The organism is Rhodanobacter sp. Soil_C_14 (assembly GCF_057657335.1).
Window position 1 is genome coordinate 199274 of sequence record NZ_JBDGIQ010000003.1, and the last position, 20809, is coordinate 220082.

Consider the following 20809-nt stretch of genomic DNA (forward strand, 5'->3'; position numbering starts at 1 on the left):
TGATCAGTGGCCGTCGTTGCTGCCCTGTCCGAAACCGCCGTTGTCCTTCTTGTCATCCGGCGAGGTGTTCTTGTCACCTTGGGTTTCGTTGGCCGGATAGCCGGCGTTGTATTTCTTGCTGTCCTTGACCAGTTGCTGGGCGTCCTGCGCAAAGAAGTCGCCTTCGGTGCGCACCAGGGTGTCGTTGTTGAAGGTCAGCGTGAACGTGCGCACCTTCATCGGGGCGCCACGACGCGAAAACGTCGAAACGTAGTCCCAGCGGCTCTGGTCGAACGGGCTGTTTACCGACGGTGTTCCCATCAGCACCAGCACCTGATGCTTGGTCATTCCCGGCTTGAGCTGATCCACCGTTTTCTTGTCCAGCAGATTGCCTTGCTGCACGTCGGGCTTGTAGACGATGTGGCAGCCGGCGACAGAGAGCGCCAGCATGGTGAAAACCAGCAGGGTAATCAGCTTTTGCATGCGTGTTGCGTCCGGATCGTGAAGGTGTCGGATGATACACTACCGGCTCGAAAAGGCCGTGTGCGAGGGTGGGGCATGGAACAGGAAACCAGAGAGCTGCGCAGGGTGGGCCTCAAGGTCACGCATCCGCGCATGCGCATCCTGCAGATTTTCGACGAAGAAGGCGTGCAGCATCTCAGTGCCGAGGACGTCTACAAGAAACTGCTTGCCCACCAGGAAGACATCGGACTGGCCACCGTTTACCGGGTGCTGACCCAGTTCGAGGCGGCCGGCATCATCGTCAAGCACAATTTTGAAGGTGGCCAGGCGGTCTACGAACTTGACCGCGGAAAGCACCACGATCACATGATTGATGTGGACAGCGGAAAGGTCATCGAGTTCGTCAGCGAGGAGATCGAACGTCTCCAGCATGAAATTGCGGCCAAGCACGGCTACGTGATCGAGGATCACAACCTGGTCCTCTATGTAAGGCCCAAGCACCGTCCCCGCAAAGGCTGAGCAGTTGCCGCGGCGTCCATCGTAGGCGCCATTCCCCCGAAGGGGCAGCATTTCCCCGAAAGGGCAAACGGCAGGCATAAAAAAGCCGCGAGGAGGACTCCTGTCCGCCCGCGGCTGCTCCTCTACCTGTCGATCGGCAAGCGAATGGCTCGCTGTTGCCTCATGACTCTCGCCAGGTAGCGGCGAAACGGCGTCCTGCCGTTTTTTCAGAGCCGCCGTCCCCACGGCTGCCCTGATCCGTCATCTTGCGATGACGGCTCCCCCACATCGATGGATTGATCGTAACGAGAGCTTCACGTTTGCGGTATCAGAAAAATTCCTAGGTCACTCGCTGCTCTTCCATCGCGCATGTGCTGCTTCGCAGCAAGATGCGAAGGTGGACTCCGGTCGCGGCGGGACGCAGCCGGAACTGCCCACCCAGCGAGGTGACTCGGTCACGCATGCCTTGCAATCCACGACCGCCACGCGGCAGTCGGCTGGGCAGGCCCGCGCCGTCATCACGGACGTCCAGCAGGGCCACGGCGATGCCCTGGCGTTCGCCGATGCGCAGGCGCAGGCGGAATTCGCTGGCCCGGGCGTGCTTGACGGCGTTGGTGGCGCTCTCCTGCACCAGCCGGTAAATGGCGGTGCGAGTATCGTCGTCCAGCAGGCGCGGGTCGCCATGCAACTGGGTGTGATACGTCATCCCGGCGGCATTCAGCAGGTCGCGAATCGGTCCCTCGTCGAGCGCGCGCAGCAACCCGAACTCGTCCAGCACGGCCGGGCGCAGGTCGTCGAGCAGCCGATGCAGGGCCCGCCGCATGTGCGCCAGAATGGTGTTGATCGAGGTACTGATGTCCTCCATGCCGGCCTGATGCAGGCGTGCCTGGGCCAGCTTCACGTGGGTCTGGATCGCGGTGATGTTCTGGCCGAGCTCGTCGTGCAGTTCGGCGGCCAGATGGCGGCGCTGGTTTTCGTCGGCCTGCAGGTTGCCGCGCGCGGCGTCCCGCAATTGGTGGGCCAACTGGTCGAGGCGGCGGTTGACGGCGCCGAGGTAGACGTTCTGCTCGGCCACCCGCGCGCTGCTGCGGCGCAGGGCGTCCGTGGCCGAACCGAGCATCAGTGCGCCGGTGCCTGCCACGGCCAGGAACAGGTAGGCCGCGGCCGTCGTGGGCGCGTGGCCCAGGTGCTGATCCACCAGGGTCATGCCCAGGCTGGTGGTCAACATGGCCAGGCTGGCCCCTCGCCAGCCGTGACGGAAAGCGAAGAACAGTACCGGCGCCAGCGAAAGCACCCGGGCGAACTGCGGTTGCGGTGCGGCCTGTTCCGACAGCACCAGCAGGATGGTCATCGACGGCAGCATGACCAGCAGGCCGTCCATGACCAGGCTGGCCAGGGCGCGCTGCTCGATTCGCGTGCGCAGGACCATGATCATCAACGGCACGATCAGGAGGATGCCCAGATACTGGCTGAGCAACTCCTCGCCAAGCATGCGAGCCAGCAATTCGGGGGAGCTCGGGGTGCTGACCATCGCCAGCAGGGCGGCGTCGACGGCGGTCGTCGCGGAAACCACCAGAACCACCGACAGCATCAGCCGGGTCACTTCCTGCGGGCTTTGCAGGCTGGCATGCAGGTTGAACCGACGCAGCAACCACAGGCCGCCGGCCATCACCAGCGGCTCCGGCACCTCGCCGATGGCGAAACCCGGCCAGCCCAGCGGCATGCCATGGGCGAGTGCGATACCGGTGGTCGCCGCCAGCTCGGCCCCCAGCAGCCAGCCCCAATAGCGCACCGGGGTCAGCAGCAGGGTGCCGAATCGCAGGCCGTAAGGCAGCATCCAGTAGGGCTGGACGGTCGACCACAGCAGCAGCCAGAGCAGCAGATAGCCCGCGGCGATGATGGGCCCGGAGTCGGGCAGATGCAGGAGTTTCGATCGCATGGACGAATGTTACATGCGCGCCCCGTGCGGGTGTTCAGGGGGAGCGACCGACAGCGGATGTACAGAAGGGCTGCCGCTCTGTGTAAAGTAGGCGGATGTACAGCATTGTTCTGGTTGATGACCATGCCATCGTTCGCGAGGGCTTCAAGCGGCTGATCGAGATGGAGTCCGATCTCGATGTGGTGGCCGAATGCCGCAGCGCCGACGATGCCGTCGAAGCCGTGGGGCATTGGCGTCCCGATCTGGTGGCCCTGGACCTGTCCCTGCCGGATGGCAGCGGCCTGCCGCTGATCGAGCATCTTCGCAGCGTGCATCCGCAGGCCCGCATCGTGGTGCTGAGCATGCATGACGGCGAGCCCTATGTGTCCGAAGCGCTTCGTCGCGGCGCCAGTGGTTACGTCACCAAGGGTGTCGCTCCCGAAGAACTGGTGGCAGGTCTGCGCGCGGTGATGCAGGGCGAGTGTTTCCTGAGCTCGGACCTGCGCCAGCGTCGGGCGGAGCGGCCGAATGAGGCGCTGGACCCGGTCAACCGGCTCACCACCCGGGAGCGCGAAGTGTTCCTGCTGCTGGCTGGCGGGCTGACCCCGAAGCAGGTGGCGGCGGAGCTGGGCATCGGCCAGAAGACCGTCTACATCCACCGGGCCAGCTTGATGGGCAAGCTGGGGGCGGGGTCGGAACTGGATCTCTACCGCATGGCCAGCGAACGAGGGTTGCTGTCACCGGCGGGCTGACGGGTCACTCACGCCGGCATCAGCTCAGTCCGTCTGTGCGCGGTCCAGCATCTGCCTGGCGTGGGCCCTGGTTTCCCGGGTGATCTCCAGACCACCCAGCATGCGCGCCAGCTCGTCGCGGCGGCCGGCGGCATCGAGCTTCTCGATACGGGTGCGGGTGGAGTCGTCATCGCTGTGCTTGCTGACCCGCAGATGGTCGTGCCCCTGCGCGGCAACCTGCGGCAGATGGGTGACACACAGAACCTGTCGCTGCGCGCCCAACGCCCGGAGTTTCTGCCCGACCACCTCGGCGATCGCCCCACCGATGCCGGTATCGACCTCGTCGAAGATCATGCTGCCGACCGTGTCCTTGCCCAGCGTGGCGACTTCGATGGCCAGGCTGATGCGGGCCAGTTCGCCACCGGAGGCGACCTTGCGCAGTGCGCGCGGTGGTTGACCGGGATTGGCACTGACCAGGAACTCGCAGCGTTCGCGCCCCTGCGGGTCGGGCTCGACGGCGGCAGCGGGTTCCAGTTCGACCTGCAACTGGCCGCCGGCCATGCCCAGTTCGTTCATCAGGGCGCTGACTTCCTCACCAAGCCGACTGGCGGCCAGCGAGCGTGCTTCGCTCAGTCTGGCGGCGGCGTCGGCATGGGCCAGCTCCAGCCGACGGCTTTGCGTGGCCAGCGCTTCAAGCGCATCGCCGGCGCCTTCCAGTTCATCGTGTTCGGCGCGCAGGGCGGTCAGCTTGTCATGCAATTCCGCAGCCGGCAGCCGGTGCCGCCGCGACAGTTCGTGCAGCCGGGCCAGGTGGTTGTCCACTTCGCTGAAGCGTTCCGGATCGAGGTCGACGTCCTGCGCGTATCGTCCCAGACCATCGGCCGCCTCGGCCAGCTGGATGCCGGCGTTGTCCAGCAGATCGAGCAGGGGGGCGAGCTTGTCGTCGAGTGCGGCAAGCTTGGACAGCTCCGCGTGGGTGCGGCCCAGTGCGCGGCGCAGCGCGAATTCGCTGTCGCCATCGAGCAGTTCCAGCACGCTGGTGCTGCCTTCAGCCAGCCGTCCGGCATTGGCCAGCCGCTTGTGACTCGATTCCAGCTCGGCCAGGTCGGCGGCCGGCAGGGACCATTTTTCCAGCGATTCGATTTCGTGGCGAAGCAGTTCGAGGCGCTGGTCCCGGTCGTCGCCGCCGCTGAGCTTGCGCATGCGCGCCGCGAGCTCGCGCCACTGCATGGCGCTTTCGCGCACCTGCACCAGCAGGTCGTCATGGCCGGCATAGGCGTCGAGCAGGGCCAGCTGATGGGGACGGGACAGCAGTGCCTGATGCTCGTGCTGGCCATGGATCTCGACCAGCAGGGCGGCCAGTTCGCCGAGCTGGCGCGCGTTGGCCGGGCGGCCGTTGATCCAGGCCCTGGAACTGCCCTCGGCACGGATCACCCGGCGCAACTGGCAGCCACCATCCTCGTCCAGTTCCTCGCGGGACAGCCACGCCCGCGCCTCGGCCAGATCGGTGAGGTCGAACTCGGCAGCCAGTTCAGCGCGGTCGCTGCCGGCGCGGACCATGCCGCTGTCGGCGCGGGCCCCGGCCAGCAGCATCAGGGCGTCGACCAGCAATGACTTGCCGGCACCGGTTTCGCCGCTGACCACGGTCAGGCCGGGGCCGAAGGACACTTCGGCGGCTTCCACAACGGCAAAATGGCGGACGTAGAGCGAAGTAAGCATGGCTGGCTTGATCAGGGAGTGACGGGATTGTAGCGGGAGCCGCCGAGCTGCTGGATACGTTTCACTTGCAAGGCGCGCGCGCAGACCTTATTTCTGTGTGGTCTCACGGACTGCAACACTCAGCATGACGAACCGGCACGGCCACGACCTCGATGCACGCGCGCGCAACCTGTTGCGCACGCTGATTGCGCAATACCTGATCGACGGCGAGCCGGTCGGCTCGCGCACGCTGTCGCGTTCGTCCGGCCTGGATGTCAGTGCCGCCACCATCCGCAACATCATGGCGGATCTGGAAGACGCCGGCCTGGTCGCTTCGCCGCACACCTCGGCGGGGCGGGTACCGACGCCGCGCGGGCTGCGCCTGTTCGTCGACAGCCTGATCGAACTGCAGCCGCTGCCGCAGGCCGAGATGGCCCGCCTGCAGCGCGAACTGCCGCCGGGGCCGACCACCACGCGCGACCTGCTGGGCAATGTTTCCACCTTGCTGTCGGCGATGACCCGGTTCGCCGGCGTGGTCACCGTGCCGCGCCAGGCCGATTTCCCGCTGCGGCATATCGATTTTGTGTCGTTGCCGGATGCGCGGGTGCTGGTGATCCTGGTATTCAGCGACAACCAGGTGCAGAACCGCATCGTGCAACTGGCCAAGCCGCTGGATGCCAGCGAGCTCGAGCGCGCCGCCAATTACCTCAACAGCCACTTTGCCGGTTTCCGGATCCACGACATCCGTGCCCACCTGCTGGCCGAGGTGCGCAAGGCCGGCAGCGAATTGAACCGGTTGCTGGCCAGTACGGTCGAGCTGGCCACCGCCTCGTTCGGCCCCGACGGTCCGACCGGGCCGGACATGCTGGTCAGTGGCCAGACCAATCTGATGGGTTATGCCGAGCTGGCGGACATGCAGCGCATGCGCGAGCTGTTCGAGGCGTTCCAGCAAAAGAACGAACTGCTGCAGCTGATGGAAGTCTGCGCCCGGGCCCCCGGGATGCGCCTGTTCATCGGCGAGGAATCGGGCTTTACCGCGCTCGATGGTTGCAGCGTGGTGACCGCCAGCTATGGCGCGCAGGGTCGGGTGCTGGGCGCGGTGGGCGTCATCGGGCCGACCCGGATGGCCTACGAGCGGGTGATCCCGGTGGTGCAGGCCACTGCCGGATTGCTCAGCGACGCCTTGAATCGGGCGGCCACGACCCTATAACCGCTGCGGGAGACGGGGTTTCTCGCAAGAATCATGGGCGGTCGGCATTCGTGCCGGCCATGACAACCGTTTGGAGTGAACATGCAGAACAACGATCCGCATTCGTCGGGCGACACGCCAGCCGAGGACTATTCCGCCGACGCGGCCAATCCCGAGCTGGAGGCCCTGCAGGCGCGTGTGGCCGAGCTGGAGGCCAGCAATGCCGAGCTGCGCGAGACCGTCTTGCGCGAGCACGCCGAGCTCGACAACCAGCGTCGCCGGCTGCACCGCGACCTGGAGCAGGCTCGCCGTTTCGCCAACGAGAAACTGCTCGGCGAGTTGCTGCCGGTGTACGACGGACTGGAGAGTGGCCTGGCAGTCGAGGCGGCCGACGTCGCTTCTATGCGCGAAGGCCTTGGCCTGACCCTGAAGGCCCTGCTGAAGGTCGCCGAGAACCATGGCATGTCGCAGGTCGATCCGCTGGGTCAGCCGCTCGACCCGGAACGGCACCACGCCGTGAGCATGGTCGACGCTGCCGGCCAGGCGCCGGGCACGGTGGTCAGTGTGCTGCAGAAGGGTTACGTGCTGAATGACCGCTTGTTGCGTCCCGCCCTGGTGGCGGTGGCCAGGGACTGAATGGTCACCACGCTGGCGCCCGCCTGAATGGCGCGCCGGCGGGAACGCTGGAACACGTCTTCGGGGCATTGCCGGCATTGAATCGCCAGAGCAGACCCCCATCTGAAAACCATCGCGGCCGCGGGGGCCGCAAAGAAAATCTGGAGAGATTGAACATGGGCAAGATCATCGGCATCGACCTGGGCACCACCAACTCCTGCGTGTCCGTGATGGACGGCACGACGACCAAGGTCATCGAGAACTCGGAAGGCGATCGCACCACGCCGTCCATCGTCGCCTTCAACAAGGACGGCGAAGTGCTGGTGGGCGCCTCGGCCAAGCGCCAGGGCGTGACCAACCCGAAGAACACCTTCTACGCGGTGAAGCGCCTGATCGGCCGCAAGTTCACCGACGCCGAAGTGCAAAAGGACCTGCACATCGTGCCCTACGGCATCGTGGCGCACGACAACGGTGACGCGTGGGTGCAGACCTCCGACGGCAAGAAGATGGCGCCGCAGGAGATCGCTGCCAAGGTGCTGATGAAGATGAAGAAGACCGCCGAGGACTATCTCGGCGAGACGATCACCGAGGCGGTGATCACTGTTCCGGCGTACTTCAACGACAGCCAGCGCCAGGCGACCAAGGACGCCGGCAAGATCGCCGGCCTCGACGTCAAGCGCATCATCAACGAGCCGACCGCGGCCGCATTGGCTTACGGCCTCGACAAGAAGGGCGGCGATCGCAAGATCGCGGTGTACGACCTGGGCGGTGGCACCTTCGACGTGTCGATCATCGAGATCGCCGAAGTCGACGGCGAGAAGCAGTTCGAGGTGCTGGCCACCAACGGCGACACCTTCCTGGGTGGCGAAGACTTCGACATGCGCGTCATCGACTATCTGGTCGAGGAATTCCAGAAGGAGCAGGGCATCGACCTGCGCAAGGACCCGCTCGCCCTGCAGCGCCTGAAGGACGCCGCCGAGCGCGCCAAGATCGAGCTGTCCTCGAACCATCAGACCGACGTGAACCTGCCGTATGTGACGGCCGACGCCTCGGGCCCGAAGCACCTCAACATCAAGCTGACCCGGGCCAAGCTTGAGGCGCTGGTCGAGGATCTGGTCAAGCGCACCATCGAGCCGTGCCGCACCGCGTTGAATGATGCCGGCCTGCGCGTGTCCGACATCGACGACGTGATCCTGGTCGGCGGTCAGACCCGCATGCCCAAGGTGCAGGAAGCGGTGAAGGACTTCTTCGGCAAGGAACCGCGCAAGGACGTCAACCCGGACGAGGCCGTCGCCGTGGGCGCGGCGATCCAGGGCGGCGTGCTGGGTGGTTCGGTCAAGGACGTGCTGCTGCTCGACGTCACCCCACTGTCGCTGGGCATCGAGACGATGGGCGGCGTGATGACCAAGCTGATCGAGAAGAACACCACGGTGCCGACCAAGGCCTCGCAGACCTTCTCCACCGCCGACGACAACCAGACCGCGGTGACCGTGCACGTGCTGCAGGGCGAGCGCGAGCGTGCCAGCGCGAACAAGTCGCTGGGCAAGTTCGACCTGCAGGGCATCGATCCGGCACCGCGTGGCATGCCGCAGATCGAGGTCACCTTCGACATCGACGCGAACGGCATCCTGCACGTGTCGGCCAAGGACAAGAAGACCGGCAAGGAACAGAAGATCGAGATCAAGGCCGGCTCGGGCCTGTCCGAGGAAGAGATCGCCCGGATGGTCGCCGACGCCGAGGCGAACAAGGAAGAGGACAAGAAGTTCCATGAACTGGTGGCCACCCGCAACAAGGCCGACCAGCTTGTCCACGCCACCCGCAGCGCGCTGAAGGAGCACGGCGACAAGGTGCCGGCTGATCAGCTGAGCAGCATCGAGGGTGCGTTGTCCGACCTGGAGAAGGTCAAGGACGGCGACGACAAGGCGGCGATCGAATCCAAGGTCGAGAAGCTGGAACAGGTGGCGCAGGCGTTGTACGCGGCGGCGCAGGGTGGCGCCCAGGCTGACGCCGGTGCACAGTCCGCACCGGGCGGCGGTTCCGCCCAGCCCGATGACGTGGTGGATGCCGAGTTCACCGAAGTGAAAGACGACAAGTAATCTTCGGCATCGTCATCGGCGTTGCCGATGGGCCAGCCCGCGCCGGGAATTCTCCGGGCGTGGGCTGTTTGCTGAATGCGGGACAGGGGCGCGACAGGCAGTGTGGATGCATCAATGAGCAAACGTGATTACTACGAAGTGCTGGGCGTGGAGCGCAGCGTCAGCGAAGTCGAGCTGAAGAAATCCTTTCGCCGACTGGCGATGAAATACCACCCGGATCGCTGCCCGGACGATCCCGCGGCGCAGGACAAGTTCAAGGAGGCCAAGGAGGCCTACGAGGTGCTGTCCGACACCCAGAAACGCGCAATGTACGACCAGCACGGTCATGCCGCGTTCGAGCACGGCATGGGCGGTCGAGGCGGCGCGGGTTTCGGCGACGTGGGCGACATCTTCGGTGACATCTTCGGCGACATTTTCGGTCGTGCCGGCGGCGGGCGCGGGCGTCCGCGTCGCGGTGCCGACCTGCGCTACATCATGGAACTGGACCTGGAAGAGGCCGTGTTCGGCGTCAGCCGGCAAATCGAGATACCCAGCCAGGTCAACTGCCACCACTGCAACGGCAGCGGCTCGGAAGATGGCAAGGTCAGCAAGTGCAAGACCTGCCACGGCCACGGCCAGGTGCGCATGCAGAACGGCATCTTCTCGATCCAGCAGGCCTGCCCGCATTGCAGCGGCAGCGGCCAGACCATCGAGAATCCGTGCAGGAAATGCCACGGCGAAGGCCGCATCGAGGAGACCCGCACGCTATCGGTGCAGATTCCCGAGGGCGTCGACAACGGCGATCGCATCCGCCTGACCGGGCAGGGCGAGGCCGGCCCGTCCGGTACGCCGGCCGGCGATCTGTACGTGGAAGTGCAGGTGCGGGAACACGCGATTTTCCAGCGCGAGGGCAACGACCTTTATTGCGAGCTGCCGATCCGCTTCTCGCAGGCGGCCCTGGGCGCCGAACTTCCCGTGCCGACCCTGGATGGCGAGGTGCCGATCAGCATCCCGTCGGAAACCCAGACCGGAACGCAATTCCGCCTGCGCGGTCGCGGCGTCAAGTCGGTGCGCAGCAGCCGGCATGGCGACCTGATCTGCCGGGTCGTGGTGGAGACGCCGGTGCGCCTGACCAAGCAGCAACGCGAGTTGCTGGAATCGCTGGAGGCCACCTTCGACGGCAGCGAGGCCAGCAAGCACACGCCGCGCGCCAACGGTTGGGTCGACGGCGTGAAGAAATTCTGGTCGAAAGTCACCGCGTGATCCTGGCTGGCCGCGGGCCAGCATCCAACAATCGAGCCACTGGAGTGCGTCGCTGATGACCCGACCCGTCCGTCTTGCCATCAACGGCGCCTCCGGCCGCATGGGTCGTGCCTTGCTGGATCTTGTCGGCAAGGATCCCCGCTTCGCGCTCGTCCACGCAGTGGTAGCCCCGGGTTCTTCGCACGATGGCCAGCTGGTGGCGCCGCTCACCGACAGCGTCCTGCGCCATGCGCACGACTGGGCGCAGGCGCCGGCGATCGATGCGGTCATCGACTTCAGCAGCCCGGCGGCCCTGTCATCGGCGCTCGAGCACTGCCTGACGCGCGGAATCGCGCTGGTCAGCGGCACGACCGGCCTCGACGCCGCGCTGGAAGCGCGCCTCGCCGATGCCGGCCAGCACATCGCCCTCCTGCGCGCGGCCAATTTCAGCCTGGGCGTGGCGGTGCTGACGCGACTGCTGCGCGAAGCCGCTGCCGCGTTGCCGGAGTGGGACCTGGAGATCGTCGAAGCACATCATGGCCGCAAGCAGGATGCTCCGTCGGGCACCGCCCTGGCGCTCGGCCACGCCGCCGCCGCTGCCCGCCGGACCACGCTGGAGGCGACGGCGGTGTACAGCCGCGAGGGCCAGACCGGTGCACGGGGCGAGGGCAGCATCGGCTTCGCCGTGGTGCGCGGCGGCGACATCGTCGGCGAACATTCCGCGATGCTGATCGGGCAGGGCGAGCGGCTGGAACTGGTTCACCGTGCCACCGATCGTTCGATCTTCGCGCGCGGTGCCTTGCAGGCGGCGCACTGGCTGGTCGGCCGTAGCGCCGGGCATTGGCAGCTCGAGGATGTCATCGCGACGCAGCGGTGAGTCGTGTCGACGGCCGGATCGGCTGGTGACAGCTCAGTGATAGGCGCTGATCAGGCCGAAGCAGGCGGCGACCAGCAGAAACGCGACGGCGACGATCGACAGCAGGCCTAGCAGCATGCCCTTGCCGGTGCGTGGCTTGCTGCCGTTGAGCAGGACGACCCCCCACACGACGATAGCCAGCGGCGGAAGCAGGAAGCCGCCCAGGATCGCGCCGAGGCTGTCAGTCATCAGTATCAGCGTCATCAACAGCACTTCGCCAACGATCATGACCAGCCACGCCAGGCCGACCCCGGCCGCCAGCGAGCCGCCGGAAGTGTACGGTTCGTGGGGCATGGGTGGGGGCGGTGATGGCGCGGAGGTTGGCGGTTCCAGACGCATCTCACTCATGGGGTGTTTCCTCGATGGCGCGGCCCTGTTCGATCTCGCGGCGCAACTTCGTCAACGTGGCAGCCTTGTCGTCGCGATAGAACAGGTTGAAGGTATCGAACGGAATGATCTTTCCATCGGGCTGGGCGATGTGCACGCAGGATTTCTTCACCGCGCGCAGGTCGAAGCCGTGGGCGTCGATGAACTGCATGATCAGCACGCGGAACACGTTGCGGTAGCCGAGGTCGGACGGCGCCTGCACCTGCGGCAGGCAGCACAGCAGGTCGGCCAGCGAGCAGGCCTGCGATTCGGGTGAATGGTTGGTGGCGAACAGCTCGAACACGTGGGCGCGCAGTTCCTCGTCACGCTCCACCACGATCGTGTTGCGGCCCTTGCTGACCAGGGTTTCCGGCGAGACGAAGCGGGTCAGCGGCACGACCTGGCCACCCATCTTCAGCGCATAGGCCATCGCCAGGCAGTCCGGGTTGCATGGCACCGGAATCAGGTCGTCGGGCTGGAACAGCGGACTCTGTTCGAGGATGCGCCGGCGCACTTCGCTCAGGGTCAGCCGGTTGTGTTCGGGTTCGTAGCCTTCCAGACGGCCGGCGGCCTGGATCGGCTGGAACGTCACGCCGCGCACGCACGGCTGGGTCAGTGCGAAGTCGATGATCTCGCCCAGCTCGCCATCGTTGAGGCCCTTCTTCACGGTGACGACCAGCGTGGTCGAAATGTCGTGCCGGTTCAGGTGCTCCAGCGCCTTCAGCCGCACGTCGTGCAGCTTCGCGCCGCGCAAGTCCTTGTGCACCTCGTCGCGCAGGGAATCGAACTGCAGGTACAGCTCGAAGCCGGGCTGGTATTCGGCCAGTCGCGCGGCGAACTCTGGTTCCTTCGCGATGCGCAGGCCGTTGGTGTTGACCATCAGGTGCCGGATCGGACGCGCCCTGGCGGCATCGAGGATCGCGAAGAAATCCGGATGCAGGGTCGGTTCGCCGCCGGATATCTGCACCACGTCGGGCTCGCCCTCGTTGGCCACCACCGCATCGAGCATGCGTTCCACCGTGGCCAGATCGCGGAAGCCGGGGCGGTGCGGGCCGCTGTCGGCGTAGCAGATCGGGCAGCGCAGGTTGCAGTGGTCGGTGATCTCGACCAGGGTCAGGCAGGAGTGCTGCATGTGCTCCGGGCACAGGCCGCAGTCGTACGGGCAGCCGTAGTGTTGCGGCGTGTTGAAGCGCTGCGGCAGCTCTGGCGGCTTGATGTACAGCTCGCGGCACTGGCGGTAGTACGCCGCGTCGTCGGCGATCAGCACGCGTTCGCGGCCGTGATGTGGACACCACTTTTCCAGGTAGACGCGTTCGTCCTTGATCAGGATCTTCGCCTCGACCCGGCGCAGGCAGGTCGTGCAGATCGACACCGCGCTGTCGTAGAAGAGATATGGCCTTACCTTGGCTCCCATGCACCGCTTCCCCTGGCGAACAACGCCCGCAGGATACGTGGAATGTCGCGGGCGTAGTAAACCAGTCCGGCCACGCACAGCCATTGCAGCCCGGACAGCCCGCCCGGGTAGGTGTAGAACACCGGCTTGATGAACTCGACCAGCAGGCGGAACAGCAGGTAGCCGACCATGAACGCGCGGAAGCGGTCGCCCGGCCGGGTCAGAGCCTCTCGACGCCAGTGGAGCAGCACGTACTGGGCCAGCAGGAAGGCGATCTCGTAGAGCTGGGTGGGATGGCGTGGCAGGCCATCACCGAAGTCCACGCCCCACGGCAACGCCGTCGGTAAGCCATACGTGTGGTCGCCGAGGCCAGCCAGGAAGCAGCCGATCCGGCCGATGCACATGCCCAGGGTCAGCGGCAGCACGAAGGCGTCGCCGGTGGAGCTGTCGACTCCAGCGATGTTCTTGGCCAACTCCACGCCGACAAGGCCGCCGAGCAGGGCGCCGATGATCGACTTGCCTTCCAGCAGGTGGTGCAAGTCGGGGAAGTCGGCGAACGCGGTCAGCGGGTCGTCCAGCCAGAACGACAGCTTGGCGCCCAGCGCAGCGCCGACGATCGCACCCACCGCCACCCAGACCAGGTGGTCCTCATGCCGGAATGCCGTGGGCGCCAGTCGACGCCGCGTCCACAGGAAGGTGCGAAAGCCGATCGCGTAAGCCAGAGCCTCGAACATCGTGTGCAGCGCGATGGGCGACATGGCAGGGCGAATTCAGTCGCGATGCGAGGCGTTGCGATCCCGGCCAGCGCCGAGCTTCCTGTCCAGACTGCCGAAGATTTTCTTGAAGGTGCGCGAGAACTTGCCACGCCTGGTCTTGCGCAGTTTCTCCTCCTCGCTGGTCAGCCACGCGACCTGGATCACGCGTCGTTCGCCTTCATAGGGCAGGTGCCCGTGGAAGGAGTTGTCGCAGCGCTTGAAGACGGCGAACTCGCCATAGAGCGGCGTCAGCTCCGGAGCGATCACGCTGTCGATGTCATCGATGCGATGCAGGAAGCGCAGGCAGCCCTCGCTGGTGTCGGGCCACTGGGGGTTGAGGTAGATCAGCGCGGTGGCGATCTTGGACCGGCTGTCGGTATGGATGGTGCCGTGGCGCTTGTTGAGCAGCCGGCACAAGGTGACCAGCGTGGGATAACGCCCGAGATCATCGATGCCCAGGCGCCGGCCGATCGCGCTGGCGAAGTCCGGTGCGGTCATGTCCCGGATCAGGGCGTTGACGCTCGGTCCGCAGTCGGCCGGGTCGTAAGGGAAAAATCCGGCGCTGGCGTATTTGGGGAAATCGCGGTCCAGGTCGCTGCGCACTTCGTCCGGCAACTGGCCGTGCGCCACCATGAACGGGAAGGGATCGTGCTGCACCGTGGTATCCGGGCGATCGAGACGAGCGGGATCGAGCAGGACGGCAGCACTCATGGGACATCGTTCTCCGGCAAAATGTGGCCTAGTGTAGCGCTGGCCGACTGACTGGAAAGCTCCGGGCATGAGCGCAATGCCTGTCCTGCGAGGTGGACAGAAACGGCGTCGCCACTTATCATTTCCACCCGCCCAGATCCTTTCCCTCACAAGCTCCACAAGCCAGCAATCGTGCGGCTTGCGGACTTTGCTGCATCAAAAAGGCGGTTATCGTATGCCTATTCCTGCCCTGCTGGCCCTCGAAGACGGCAGCGTGTTCCATGGTCACGCTGTCGGAGCAACCGGCGAAACCGTTGGCGAAGTGGTTTTCAACACCGCCATGACCGGTTACCAGGAGATCCTCACCGATCCCTCGTACTCCCGCCAGATCGTCACGCTGACCTATCCCCACATCGGCAATACCGGCATCAATGCCGAAGACGTGGAATCTACCGCGGTGCACGCCGCCGGCCTGATCGTGCGCGACGTGCCGCGCCGGGCCAGCAGCTGGCGCAGCACCGAAAGCCTGCCCGATTACCTGAAGCGCCATGGCACGGTCGCCATCGCCGGCATCGATACCCGCCGGCTGACCCGCATTCTGCGCGACAAGGGCGCGCTGGCCGGTTGCATCATGGCGGGCGAGCAGGTTGACGCCGATGCGGCGCTGGCCAGGGCGCGCGCATTCCCCGGCCTGAACGGCATGGATCTGGCCAAGGTGGTCAGCACCGCCAAGGCGTATGTCTGGAATCAGGGTGTGTACGACCTCGATCGCGCTGCGTTCAACCAGCCAGCGGCGCGCTTCAAGGTGGTCGCTTACGACTTTGGCAGCAAGCTCAACATCCTGCGCCTGCTCGCCGAGCAGGGCTGCGAGGTCACCGTGGTGCCGGCACAGACGCCTGCCGCCGAGGTGCTGGCGATGAAGCCCGATGGCGTGTTCCTGTCCAACGGCCCCGGCGATCCGGCGGCCTGCGATTACGCCATCGTGGCAACCCGCGCCTTCCTCGATGCGAAGATCCCGCTGTTCGGCATCTGCCTCGGTCATCAGCTGATGGGCCTGGCGCTGGGCGGCAGGACGGTGAAGATGAAGTTCGGGCACCACGGTGCCAACCACCCGGTCAAGGATCACGACGACGGCCGCGTGCTGATCACCTCGCAGAACCACGGTTTCGCGGTCGATCCGGCCACGCTGCCGGCCAATGTGCGAGTCACCCATACCTCGCTGTTCGACGGTTCGCTGCAGGGTTTCGCGCTGACCGACCGTCCCGCGTTCTGCTTCCAGGGTCACCCCGAAGCGAGTCCCGGGCCGCTCGATGTCGGCTACCTGTTCCAACGTTTCGCCACCCTGATGCAGGAGGCCCGCACGCATGCCTAAGCGCACCGATATCAAGAGCGTCCTCATCATCGGTGCCGGTCCGATCGTGATCGGCCAGGCCTGCGAGTTCGACTATTCCGGCGCGCAGGCATGCAAGGCGCTGAAGGAAGAGGGCTACCGGGTGATCCTGGTGAACTCCAATCCCGCCACAATCATGACCGACCCGGAAACCGCCGACGCGGTCTACATCGAGCCGATCAACTGGCAGACGGTGGAGCGCATCATCGCCAAGGAACGCCCGGATGCGGTGCTGCCCACGATGGGCGGGCAGACCGGCCTGAACTGCGCGCTCGACCTGGCCGACAACGGCGTGCTGGAGAAGTACAACGTCGAACTGATCGGTGCGAAGCGCGAAGCGATCCGCATGGCCGAGGACCGCGAGCTGTTCCGCGTGGCGATGGCGGAGATCGGGCTGGAGTGCCCGAAGGCCGAGATCGCGCGCACCTTCGAGCAGGCGCTGGAAACCCAGGCCAAGGTTGGTTTCCCCACCGTGATCCGGCCCAGTTTCACGTTGGGCGGCTCCGGCGGCGGCATCGCCTACAACCGCGAGGAGTTCGAGGAAATCGTCAAGCGCGGCCTGGAGCTTTCGCCGACCAGCGAAGTGCTGGTCGAGGAATCCGTGCTCGGCTGGAAGGAATTCGAGATGGAAGTGGTCCGCGACACCGCGGACAACTGCATCATCGTCTGCTCGATCGAGAACCTGGACCCGATGGGCGTGCACACCGGCGACTCGATCACCGTGGCGCCGGCGCAGACGCTCACTGATAAGGAATACCAGCGCCTGCGCGACGCCTCGATCGCCGTGCTGCGCAAGATCGGCGTGGACACCGGCGGTTCCAACGTGCAGTTCGGCATCAATGCCGAGGACGGCCGCGTGGTGGTCATCGAGATGAACCCGCGGGTGTCGCGATCGTCCGCGCTGGCGTCGAAAGCCACCGGCTTTCCGATCGCCAAGGTCGCCGCGAAGCTCGCCGTCGGTTACACCCTGGACGAGTTGAAGAACGACATCACCGGCGGCCTGACCCCGGCCTCGTTCGAGCCGTCGATCGACTACGTGGTCACCAAGATCCCGCGTTTCGCCTTCGAGAAATTCCCGGCCGCCGACGCGCGCCTGACCACCCAGATGAAGTCGGTGGGCGAGGTGATGGCGATCGGCCGCAGCTTCCACGAATCGCTGCAGAAGGCCTTGCGCGGACTGGAGATCGGCAAGACCGGCCTCAACCCGACCGGCCTCGACATCGGCACCGAGGACGGCCTGGCCGTGCTCAAGCGCGAGCTGCGCGAGCCGCGCCCCGACCGCGTATTCCATCTGGCCGACGCGTTCCGTGCCGGCCTGTCGCTGGAGGAGGTGTTCAACCTCAGCCGGGTCGACCCGTGGTTCCTCGCCGCGTTCGAGGACATCGTGCTGACCGAAGCCGAAGTCATTGCACAGGGCATCACCGCGCTCGATGAGCCGCGTCTGCGCGAGCTCAAGCGGCTGGGCTTTGCCGATGCGCGCATCGCCGAACTGCTGAACACCGACGAAGCCGCGGTGCGCCACCTGCGCCATACGCTGGGCGTGCGACCGGTCTACAAGCGGGTGGATTCCTGCGCGGCCGAGTTCGCCACCAGCACCGCGTACATGTATTCGACCTACGAGGAAGAATGCGAAGCCGAGCCGACCAGCCGCGACAAGATCATCGTGCTGGGCGGCGGCCCGAACCGGATCGGGCAGGGCATCGAGTTCGACTACTGCTGCGTGCATGCCTCGCTGGCGCTGCGCGAGGACGGCTATGAAACCATCATGGTCAACTGCAACCCGGAAACCGTGTCGACCGACTACGACACGTCCGACCGGTTGTACTTCGAGCCGCTGACGCTGGAAGACGTGCTGGAAATCGTCCATGTCGAGAAGCCGAAGGGCGTGATCGTGCAGTATGGCGGGCAGACCCCGCTGAAACTGGCGCGGGCGCTGGAAGCCGCTGGCGTGCCGATCATCGGTACCAGCCCGGATTCGATCGACCTGGCCGAGGATCGCGAGCGCTTCCAGCAGATGATCGAGAAGATCGGCCTGAAGCAGCCGCCGAACCGCACCGCCCGCAACGCCGACGAAGCGTTGGCGCTGGCCCGCGAGATCGGCTATCCGCTGGTGGTGCGTCCCAGTTACGTGCTCGGCGGTCGCGCCATGGAAGTGGTGCACGACGACGCCGATCTGTCGCGCTACATCCGCGACGCGGTGAAGGTGTCGAACGATTCGCCGGTGCTGCTGGACCGCTTCCTCGATCATGCGGTGGAAGTCGACGTGGACGTGATCGCGGACGCCGAGGGCACCGTGCTGATCGGCGGCATCATGGAGCACATCGAGGAGGCCGGCGTGCATTCGGGCGACTCGTCCTGCTCGCTGCCGCCATACTCGCTGAGTACCGAGATCCAGGACGAAATGCGCCGCCAGGTCAGCGCGATGGCGAAGGAACTCAAGGTCATCGGCCTGATGAACACCCAGTTCGCGATCCAGGGCGACACGGTCTACATCCTGGAAGTGAACCCGCGTGCCTCGCGCACCGTGCCCTTCGTGTCCAAGGCCACCGGCGTGCCGCTGGCCAAGGTCGCCGCGCGGGTGATGGCGGGTCGTTCGCTGGTGAGCCTCGGCGCCACGCGCGAGGTGATTCCGTCGTACTACTCGGTGAAGGAGGCGATCTTCCCGTTCCTGAAATTCCAGAACGTGGATCCGATCCTGGGTCCGGAGATGCGCTCCACCGGCGAAGTCATGGGCGTGGGGCGCAGCTTCGGTGCCGCGTTCGCCCGTGGCCATGAGGCGGCGGGGATCCGGACGCTTACCGTGGGCAAGGCGTTTCTGTCGGTGCGCGACAGCGACAAGGATCGCCTGCTGACCGTGGCGAAGGAAATCATCGGGCGCGGTTTCACCCTGGTGGCGACGTCGGGTACGGCCAGCTACCTGGCCGAGCATGGCGTGGCCTGCGAACGGGTCAACAAGGTGCTCGAAGGGCGGCCGCACATCGTCGACCTGATCAAGAACGGCGAGATCGCGTACATCGTCAACACCACCGAGGGCAAGCAGGCGATCGCCGACTCGTTCTCGATCCGGCGCGAGGCCCTGCAGCATCGCGTCACCTATTCCACGACCGTGGCAGGCGCCCGTGCGCTGGTCCATTCGCTTGATTTCCACAGCGATGGCGAGGTGCACAGCCTGCAGGAACTGCACAAGGAGCTCGGCGCATGAGTCGTCCCCCCATCACCAAGAGCGGTTCGGAACGTCTGCGTGGCGAACTTGACCGGCTGAAGTCGGTCGATCGTCCGCGCATCATCGCGGCGATTGCCGAGGCCCGCGCGCATGGCGATCTGAAGGAAAACGCCGAGTATCACGCGGCGCGCGAGCTGCAGAGCTTCACCGAGGGGCGCATCGCCCAGCTGGAAGCCCTGTTGTCGAACGCCGAAGTGATCGACGTGGCGAAGTTGAACCCCGGCAAGCGGGTCGTCTTCGGCGCGATCGTGGATCTCGAGGACGAAGACAGCGGCGTGGCGGTGACCTACCAGATCGTGGGTGACCTGGAAGCCGACATCAAGCAGAGCCTGATTGCCGTGTCATCGCCGATCGCGCGGGCATTGATCGGCAAGCATGAAGGCGACAGCTTCGAATTCACCGCGCCGAACGGCGTCAAGCATTACGAAATCACCGGCGTGCGTTACGAATAGTCGGCGGGCGGCCTCGGTGGACACGATCTGCCGAAGCCGCCACGCAGTTTGCAGACACAAAAAAGGCCGCTTGCGCGGCCTTCTTCGTGTCGCCTTGCGCGATGACTCAGCGCTGACGAGCCTTGAAACGGGGGTTGCTCTTGCAGATCACGAACACCTTGCCGCGACGGCGAACAACCTTGCAGTCGCGATGCCGCGCTTTGGCGGACTTCAAAGAGTTAAGCACCTTCACGGCTAGCTCCTGACACAAAAGAATAAAGTAAGCTGGCAATTGTAACCAGTTGAAAGCCTTGTCACAAGCCCGGGCCAATGACCATTTCCGTGACCGTGGCCAGGAACTGCTGCAGCACGGGTGAGGTGTCGTCGACGCGCGAAGCCAGGGCCAGCAACAGGTAGGCATCGGCGTCTTCCAGCGGCACATAACTGACGCCCGCCAGCCGCACGGCCCGCATGCTGGCCGGGACCAGGGCCAGCCCCAAGCCGCCGGCTACCAACGCCAGCAAGCCGTTGACCTGCTGGGCGTGCTGGATGATCGTGGGCTGGAACCCTGCCCGGGTGGCCAGTTTCACCAGCCGATCGTAGAGCGTGGCGACCAGTTGGCGCGGCTGCGAGACGAACGCATCGCCGGCGACTTCGGCCAGATGCAGGCTGCTGCGCCCGGCCAGCGGATGGCCGGTGGGGAGCGCCAGCAGGAGCGGTTCACGGTCGATCACGTTCAGCCGCAGGCTGCGTGCCGTCTGGGGGTTGGTCGGTTCATCCCGCACGAAGCCGACGTCGATCTGGCCGGCGAGCAGGGCGGCAAATTGCGGTTCGGTATACATCTCGCTCAACTGCAGCGCGACCCTGGGGGCGATCTGGCCGTAACGGAGCAGGGTCTGGGGCAGGGCGGGATGGAACGAGACAGACACGCTATAGGCCAGTCGCAACTGGCCGCTGTAGCCGGCCGCAGCGGCGGTGACCTGGCTGCGTGCCTCATCGGCCTTGGCGAGAATCTGTCGAGCCTGTTCGAGGAACACGCGGCCCGGTTCGGTCAGGGCCACATGGCGCTTGTTGCGCTCGAGCAGCCGCACATCGAGGTCCTCCTCGAGGGCGCGGATCTGCTGGGATAGCGGCGGTTGGGACAGGTGCAGGCGCAAGGCCGCCCGGGTGAAGCTCAGCTCCTCGGCGACGGCGACGAAATAGCGCAACTGGCGAAGATCGAACATATAGCGATATCG

The 20809-nt window shown here is 65.6% G+C and carries 19 protein-coding genes; 10 read left to right on the forward strand and 9 right to left on the reverse strand.

The annotated features are described in order from the left end of the window. Positions 1–3: 3 nt before the first annotated feature. The gene (locus AC3A56_RS09475) at positions 4–462 is read right to left on the reverse strand and encodes an outer membrane protein assembly factor BamE (protein WP_204111273.1); all 459 of its coding nucleotides are present in this window, start codon (positions 460–462) and stop codon (positions 4–6) included. 75 nt (positions 463–537) lie between these two features. On the opposite strand from AC3A56_RS09475, the gene fur reads away from it, so the two are divergent. After that, entirely contained in the window at positions 538–960 is a 423-nt protein-coding gene (fur, locus tag AC3A56_RS09480) for a ferric iron uptake transcriptional regulator (protein WP_056718613.1), read from the forward strand. Between the two features lie 319 nt (positions 961–1279). Here the strand turns inward: fur and AC3A56_RS09485 are convergent, their stop codons facing one another. Then, a complete protein-coding gene (locus tag AC3A56_RS09485) occupies positions 1280–2878 on the reverse strand; it encodes an MASE1 domain-containing sensor histidine kinase (protein WP_487770141.1) in 1599 nt (532 codons plus the stop codon). Positions 2879–2973: 95 nt separating this feature from the next. Here AC3A56_RS09485 and AC3A56_RS09490 point away from each other — a divergent pair, with 95 nt between their 5' ends. Next, complete coding sequence (locus AC3A56_RS09490; RefSeq protein ID WP_007805399.1) at positions 2974–3609, forward strand: response regulator transcription factor; 636 nt, start codon at positions 2974–2976, stop codon at positions 3607–3609. A 24-nt stretch (positions 3610–3633) separates the two neighbouring features. On the opposite strand, the gene recN is transcribed toward AC3A56_RS09490, so the two are convergent. After that, the gene (gene recN / locus AC3A56_RS09495; protein WP_487770142.1) at positions 3634–5307 is read right to left on the reverse strand and encodes a DNA repair protein RecN; all 1674 of its coding nucleotides are present in this window, start codon (positions 5305–5307) and stop codon (positions 3634–3636) included. 124 nt (positions 5308–5431) lie between these two features. Here recN and hrcA point away from each other — a divergent pair, with 124 nt between their 5' ends. The 5 genes from hrcA (at position 5432) to dapB (ending at position 11284) form a co-directional block, all read left to right on the forward strand. After that, positions 5432–6496 carry a heat-inducible transcriptional repressor HrcA gene (gene hrcA / locus AC3A56_RS09500; protein ID WP_056718610.1) on the forward strand — a complete coding sequence of 355 codons (1065 nt, stop codon included), beginning with the start codon at positions 5432–5434 and terminating at the stop codon, positions 6494–6496. An 81-nt stretch (positions 6497–6577) separates the two neighbouring features. Further along, a complete protein-coding gene (gene grpE, locus AC3A56_RS09505; protein ID WP_056718609.1) occupies positions 6578–7111 on the forward strand; it encodes a nucleotide exchange factor GrpE in 534 nt (177 codons plus the stop codon). 155 nt (positions 7112–7266) lie between these two features. Continuing rightward, a complete protein-coding gene (dnaK, locus tag AC3A56_RS09510) occupies positions 7267–9186 on the forward strand; it encodes a molecular chaperone DnaK (RefSeq protein ID WP_056718608.1) in 1920 nt (639 codons plus the stop codon). A gap of 114 nt (positions 9187–9300) precedes the next feature. Continuing rightward, positions 9301–10428 (forward strand): molecular chaperone DnaJ, encoded by a 1128-nt coding sequence (gene dnaJ / locus AC3A56_RS09515; protein ID WP_056718607.1) that lies wholly within the window; start codon positions 9301–9303, stop codon positions 10426–10428. A gap of 55 nt (positions 10429–10483) precedes the next feature. After that, entirely contained in the window at positions 10484–11284 is an 801-nt protein-coding gene (dapB, locus tag AC3A56_RS09520; RefSeq protein ID WP_056718606.1) for a 4-hydroxy-tetrahydrodipicolinate reductase, read from the forward strand. A 33-nt stretch (positions 11285–11317) separates the two neighbouring features. Here dapB and AC3A56_RS09525 read toward each other — a convergent pair whose 3' ends face one another. The 4 genes from AC3A56_RS09525 to AC3A56_RS09540 are packed head-to-tail and all read right to left on the reverse strand — an operon-like array spanning position 11318 to position 14548. Then, positions 11318–11671: a hypothetical protein gene (locus tag AC3A56_RS09525; protein WP_487770143.1), complete on the reverse strand. Its 354-nt coding sequence runs from the start codon at positions 11669–11671 to the stop codon at positions 11318–11320. Then, on the reverse strand, positions 11664–13103 hold the full coding sequence (locus tag AC3A56_RS09530) for a radical SAM protein (RefSeq protein WP_487770144.1): 1440 nt from the start codon (positions 13101–13103) through the stop codon (positions 11664–11666). The genes AC3A56_RS09525 and AC3A56_RS09530 overlap by 8 nt, the downstream gene beginning before the upstream one ends. Then, the gene (locus AC3A56_RS09535) at positions 13088–13840 is read right to left on the reverse strand and encodes a prolipoprotein diacylglyceryl transferase (protein ID WP_487770145.1); all 753 of its coding nucleotides are present in this window, start codon (positions 13838–13840) and stop codon (positions 13088–13090) included. Before AC3A56_RS09535 ends, AC3A56_RS09530 begins: the two co-directional genes overlap by 16 nt. A gap of 12 nt (positions 13841–13852) precedes the next feature. Further along, positions 13853–14548, reverse strand: coding sequence for a 2OG-Fe(II) oxygenase family protein (locus AC3A56_RS09540; protein ID WP_056718602.1), 696 nt, complete (start codon positions 14546–14548; stop codon positions 13853–13855). Between the two features lie 214 nt (positions 14549–14762). Here AC3A56_RS09540 and carA point away from each other — a divergent pair, with 214 nt between their 5' ends. The 3 genes from carA to greA are packed head-to-tail and all read left to right on the forward strand — an operon-like array spanning position 14763 to position 19592. Continuing rightward, the gene (carA, locus tag AC3A56_RS09545; protein ID WP_056718601.1) at positions 14763–15899 is read left to right on the forward strand and encodes a glutamine-hydrolyzing carbamoyl-phosphate synthase small subunit; all 1137 of its coding nucleotides are present in this window, start codon (positions 14763–14765) and stop codon (positions 15897–15899) included. After that, positions 15892–19119: a carbamoyl-phosphate synthase large subunit gene (gene carB, locus AC3A56_RS09550; RefSeq protein ID WP_056718600.1), complete on the forward strand. Its 3228-nt coding sequence runs from the start codon at positions 15892–15894 to the stop codon at positions 19117–19119. Before carA ends, carB begins: the two co-directional genes overlap by 8 nt. Further along, positions 19116–19592, forward strand: a complete 477-nt coding sequence (greA, locus tag AC3A56_RS09555; RefSeq protein ID WP_056718599.1) for a transcription elongation factor GreA — start codon at positions 19116–19118, stop codon at positions 19590–19592. Before carB ends, greA begins: the two co-directional genes overlap by 4 nt. A gap of 106 nt (positions 19593–19698) precedes the next feature. On the opposite strand, the gene ykgO is transcribed toward greA, so the two are convergent. Together ykgO and AC3A56_RS09565 are read right to left on the reverse strand one after the other, a co-directional pair. Further along, complete coding sequence (ykgO, locus tag AC3A56_RS09560; RefSeq protein ID WP_007508267.1) at positions 19699–19824, reverse strand: type B 50S ribosomal protein L36; 126 nt, start codon at positions 19822–19824, stop codon at positions 19699–19701. A gap of 61 nt (positions 19825–19885) precedes the next feature. Further along, entirely contained in the window at positions 19886–20797 is a 912-nt protein-coding gene (locus tag AC3A56_RS09565) for a LysR substrate-binding domain-containing protein (protein WP_487770146.1), read from the reverse strand. Positions 20798–20809 lie beyond the last annotated feature (12 nt).

Bases quoted from the DNA above. Each gene is read 5' to 3' on its own strand.
- AC3A56_RS09475 (WP_204111273.1), bottom strand. From the start codon at position 462: ATGCAAAAGCTGATTACCCTGCTGGTTTTCACCATGCTGGCGCTCTCT.
- fur (WP_056718613.1), top strand. From the start codon at position 538: ATGGAACAGGAAACCAGAGAGCTGCGCAGGGTGGGCCTCAAGGTCACG.
- AC3A56_RS09485 (WP_487770141.1), bottom strand. From the start codon at position 2,878: ATGCGATCGAAACTCCTGCATCTGCCCGACTCCGGGCCCATCATCGCC.
- AC3A56_RS09490 (WP_007805399.1), top strand. From the start codon at position 2,974: ATGTACAGCATTGTTCTGGTTGATGACCATGCCATCGTTCGCGAGGGC.
- recN (WP_487770142.1), bottom strand. From the start codon at position 5,307: ATGCTTACTTCGCTCTACGTCCGCCATTTTGCCGTTGTGGAAGCCGCC.
- hrcA (WP_056718610.1), top strand. From the start codon at position 5,432: ATGACGAACCGGCACGGCCACGACCTCGATGCACGCGCGCGCAACCTG.
- grpE (WP_056718609.1), top strand. From the start codon at position 6,578: ATGCAGAACAACGATCCGCATTCGTCGGGCGACACGCCAGCCGAGGAC.
- dnaK (WP_056718608.1), top strand. From the start codon at position 7,267: ATGGGCAAGATCATCGGCATCGACCTGGGCACCACCAACTCCTGCGTG.
- dnaJ (WP_056718607.1), top strand. From the start codon at position 9,301: ATGAGCAAACGTGATTACTACGAAGTGCTGGGCGTGGAGCGCAGCGTC.
- dapB (WP_056718606.1), top strand. From the start codon at position 10,484: ATGACCCGACCCGTCCGTCTTGCCATCAACGGCGCCTCCGGCCGCATG.
- AC3A56_RS09525 (WP_487770143.1), bottom strand. From the start codon at position 11,671: ATGAGTGAGATGCGTCTGGAACCGCCAACCTCCGCGCCATCACCGCCC.
- AC3A56_RS09530 (WP_487770144.1), bottom strand. From the start codon at position 13,103: ATGGGAGCCAAGGTAAGGCCATATCTCTTCTACGACAGCGCGGTGTCG.
- AC3A56_RS09535 (WP_487770145.1), bottom strand. From the start codon at position 13,840: ATGTCGCCCATCGCGCTGCACACGATGTTCGAGGCTCTGGCTTACGCG.
- AC3A56_RS09540 (WP_056718602.1), bottom strand. From the start codon at position 14,548: ATGAGTGCTGCCGTCCTGCTCGATCCCGCTCGTCTCGATCGCCCGGAT.
- carA (WP_056718601.1), top strand. From the start codon at position 14,763: ATGCCTATTCCTGCCCTGCTGGCCCTCGAAGACGGCAGCGTGTTCCAT.
- carB (WP_056718600.1), top strand. From the start codon at position 15,892: ATGCCTAAGCGCACCGATATCAAGAGCGTCCTCATCATCGGTGCCGGT.
- greA (WP_056718599.1), top strand. From the start codon at position 19,116: ATGAGTCGTCCCCCCATCACCAAGAGCGGTTCGGAACGTCTGCGTGGC.
- AC3A56_RS09565 (WP_487770146.1), bottom strand. From the start codon at position 20,797: ATGTTCGATCTTCGCCAGTTGCGCTATTTCGTCGCCGTCGCCGAGGAG.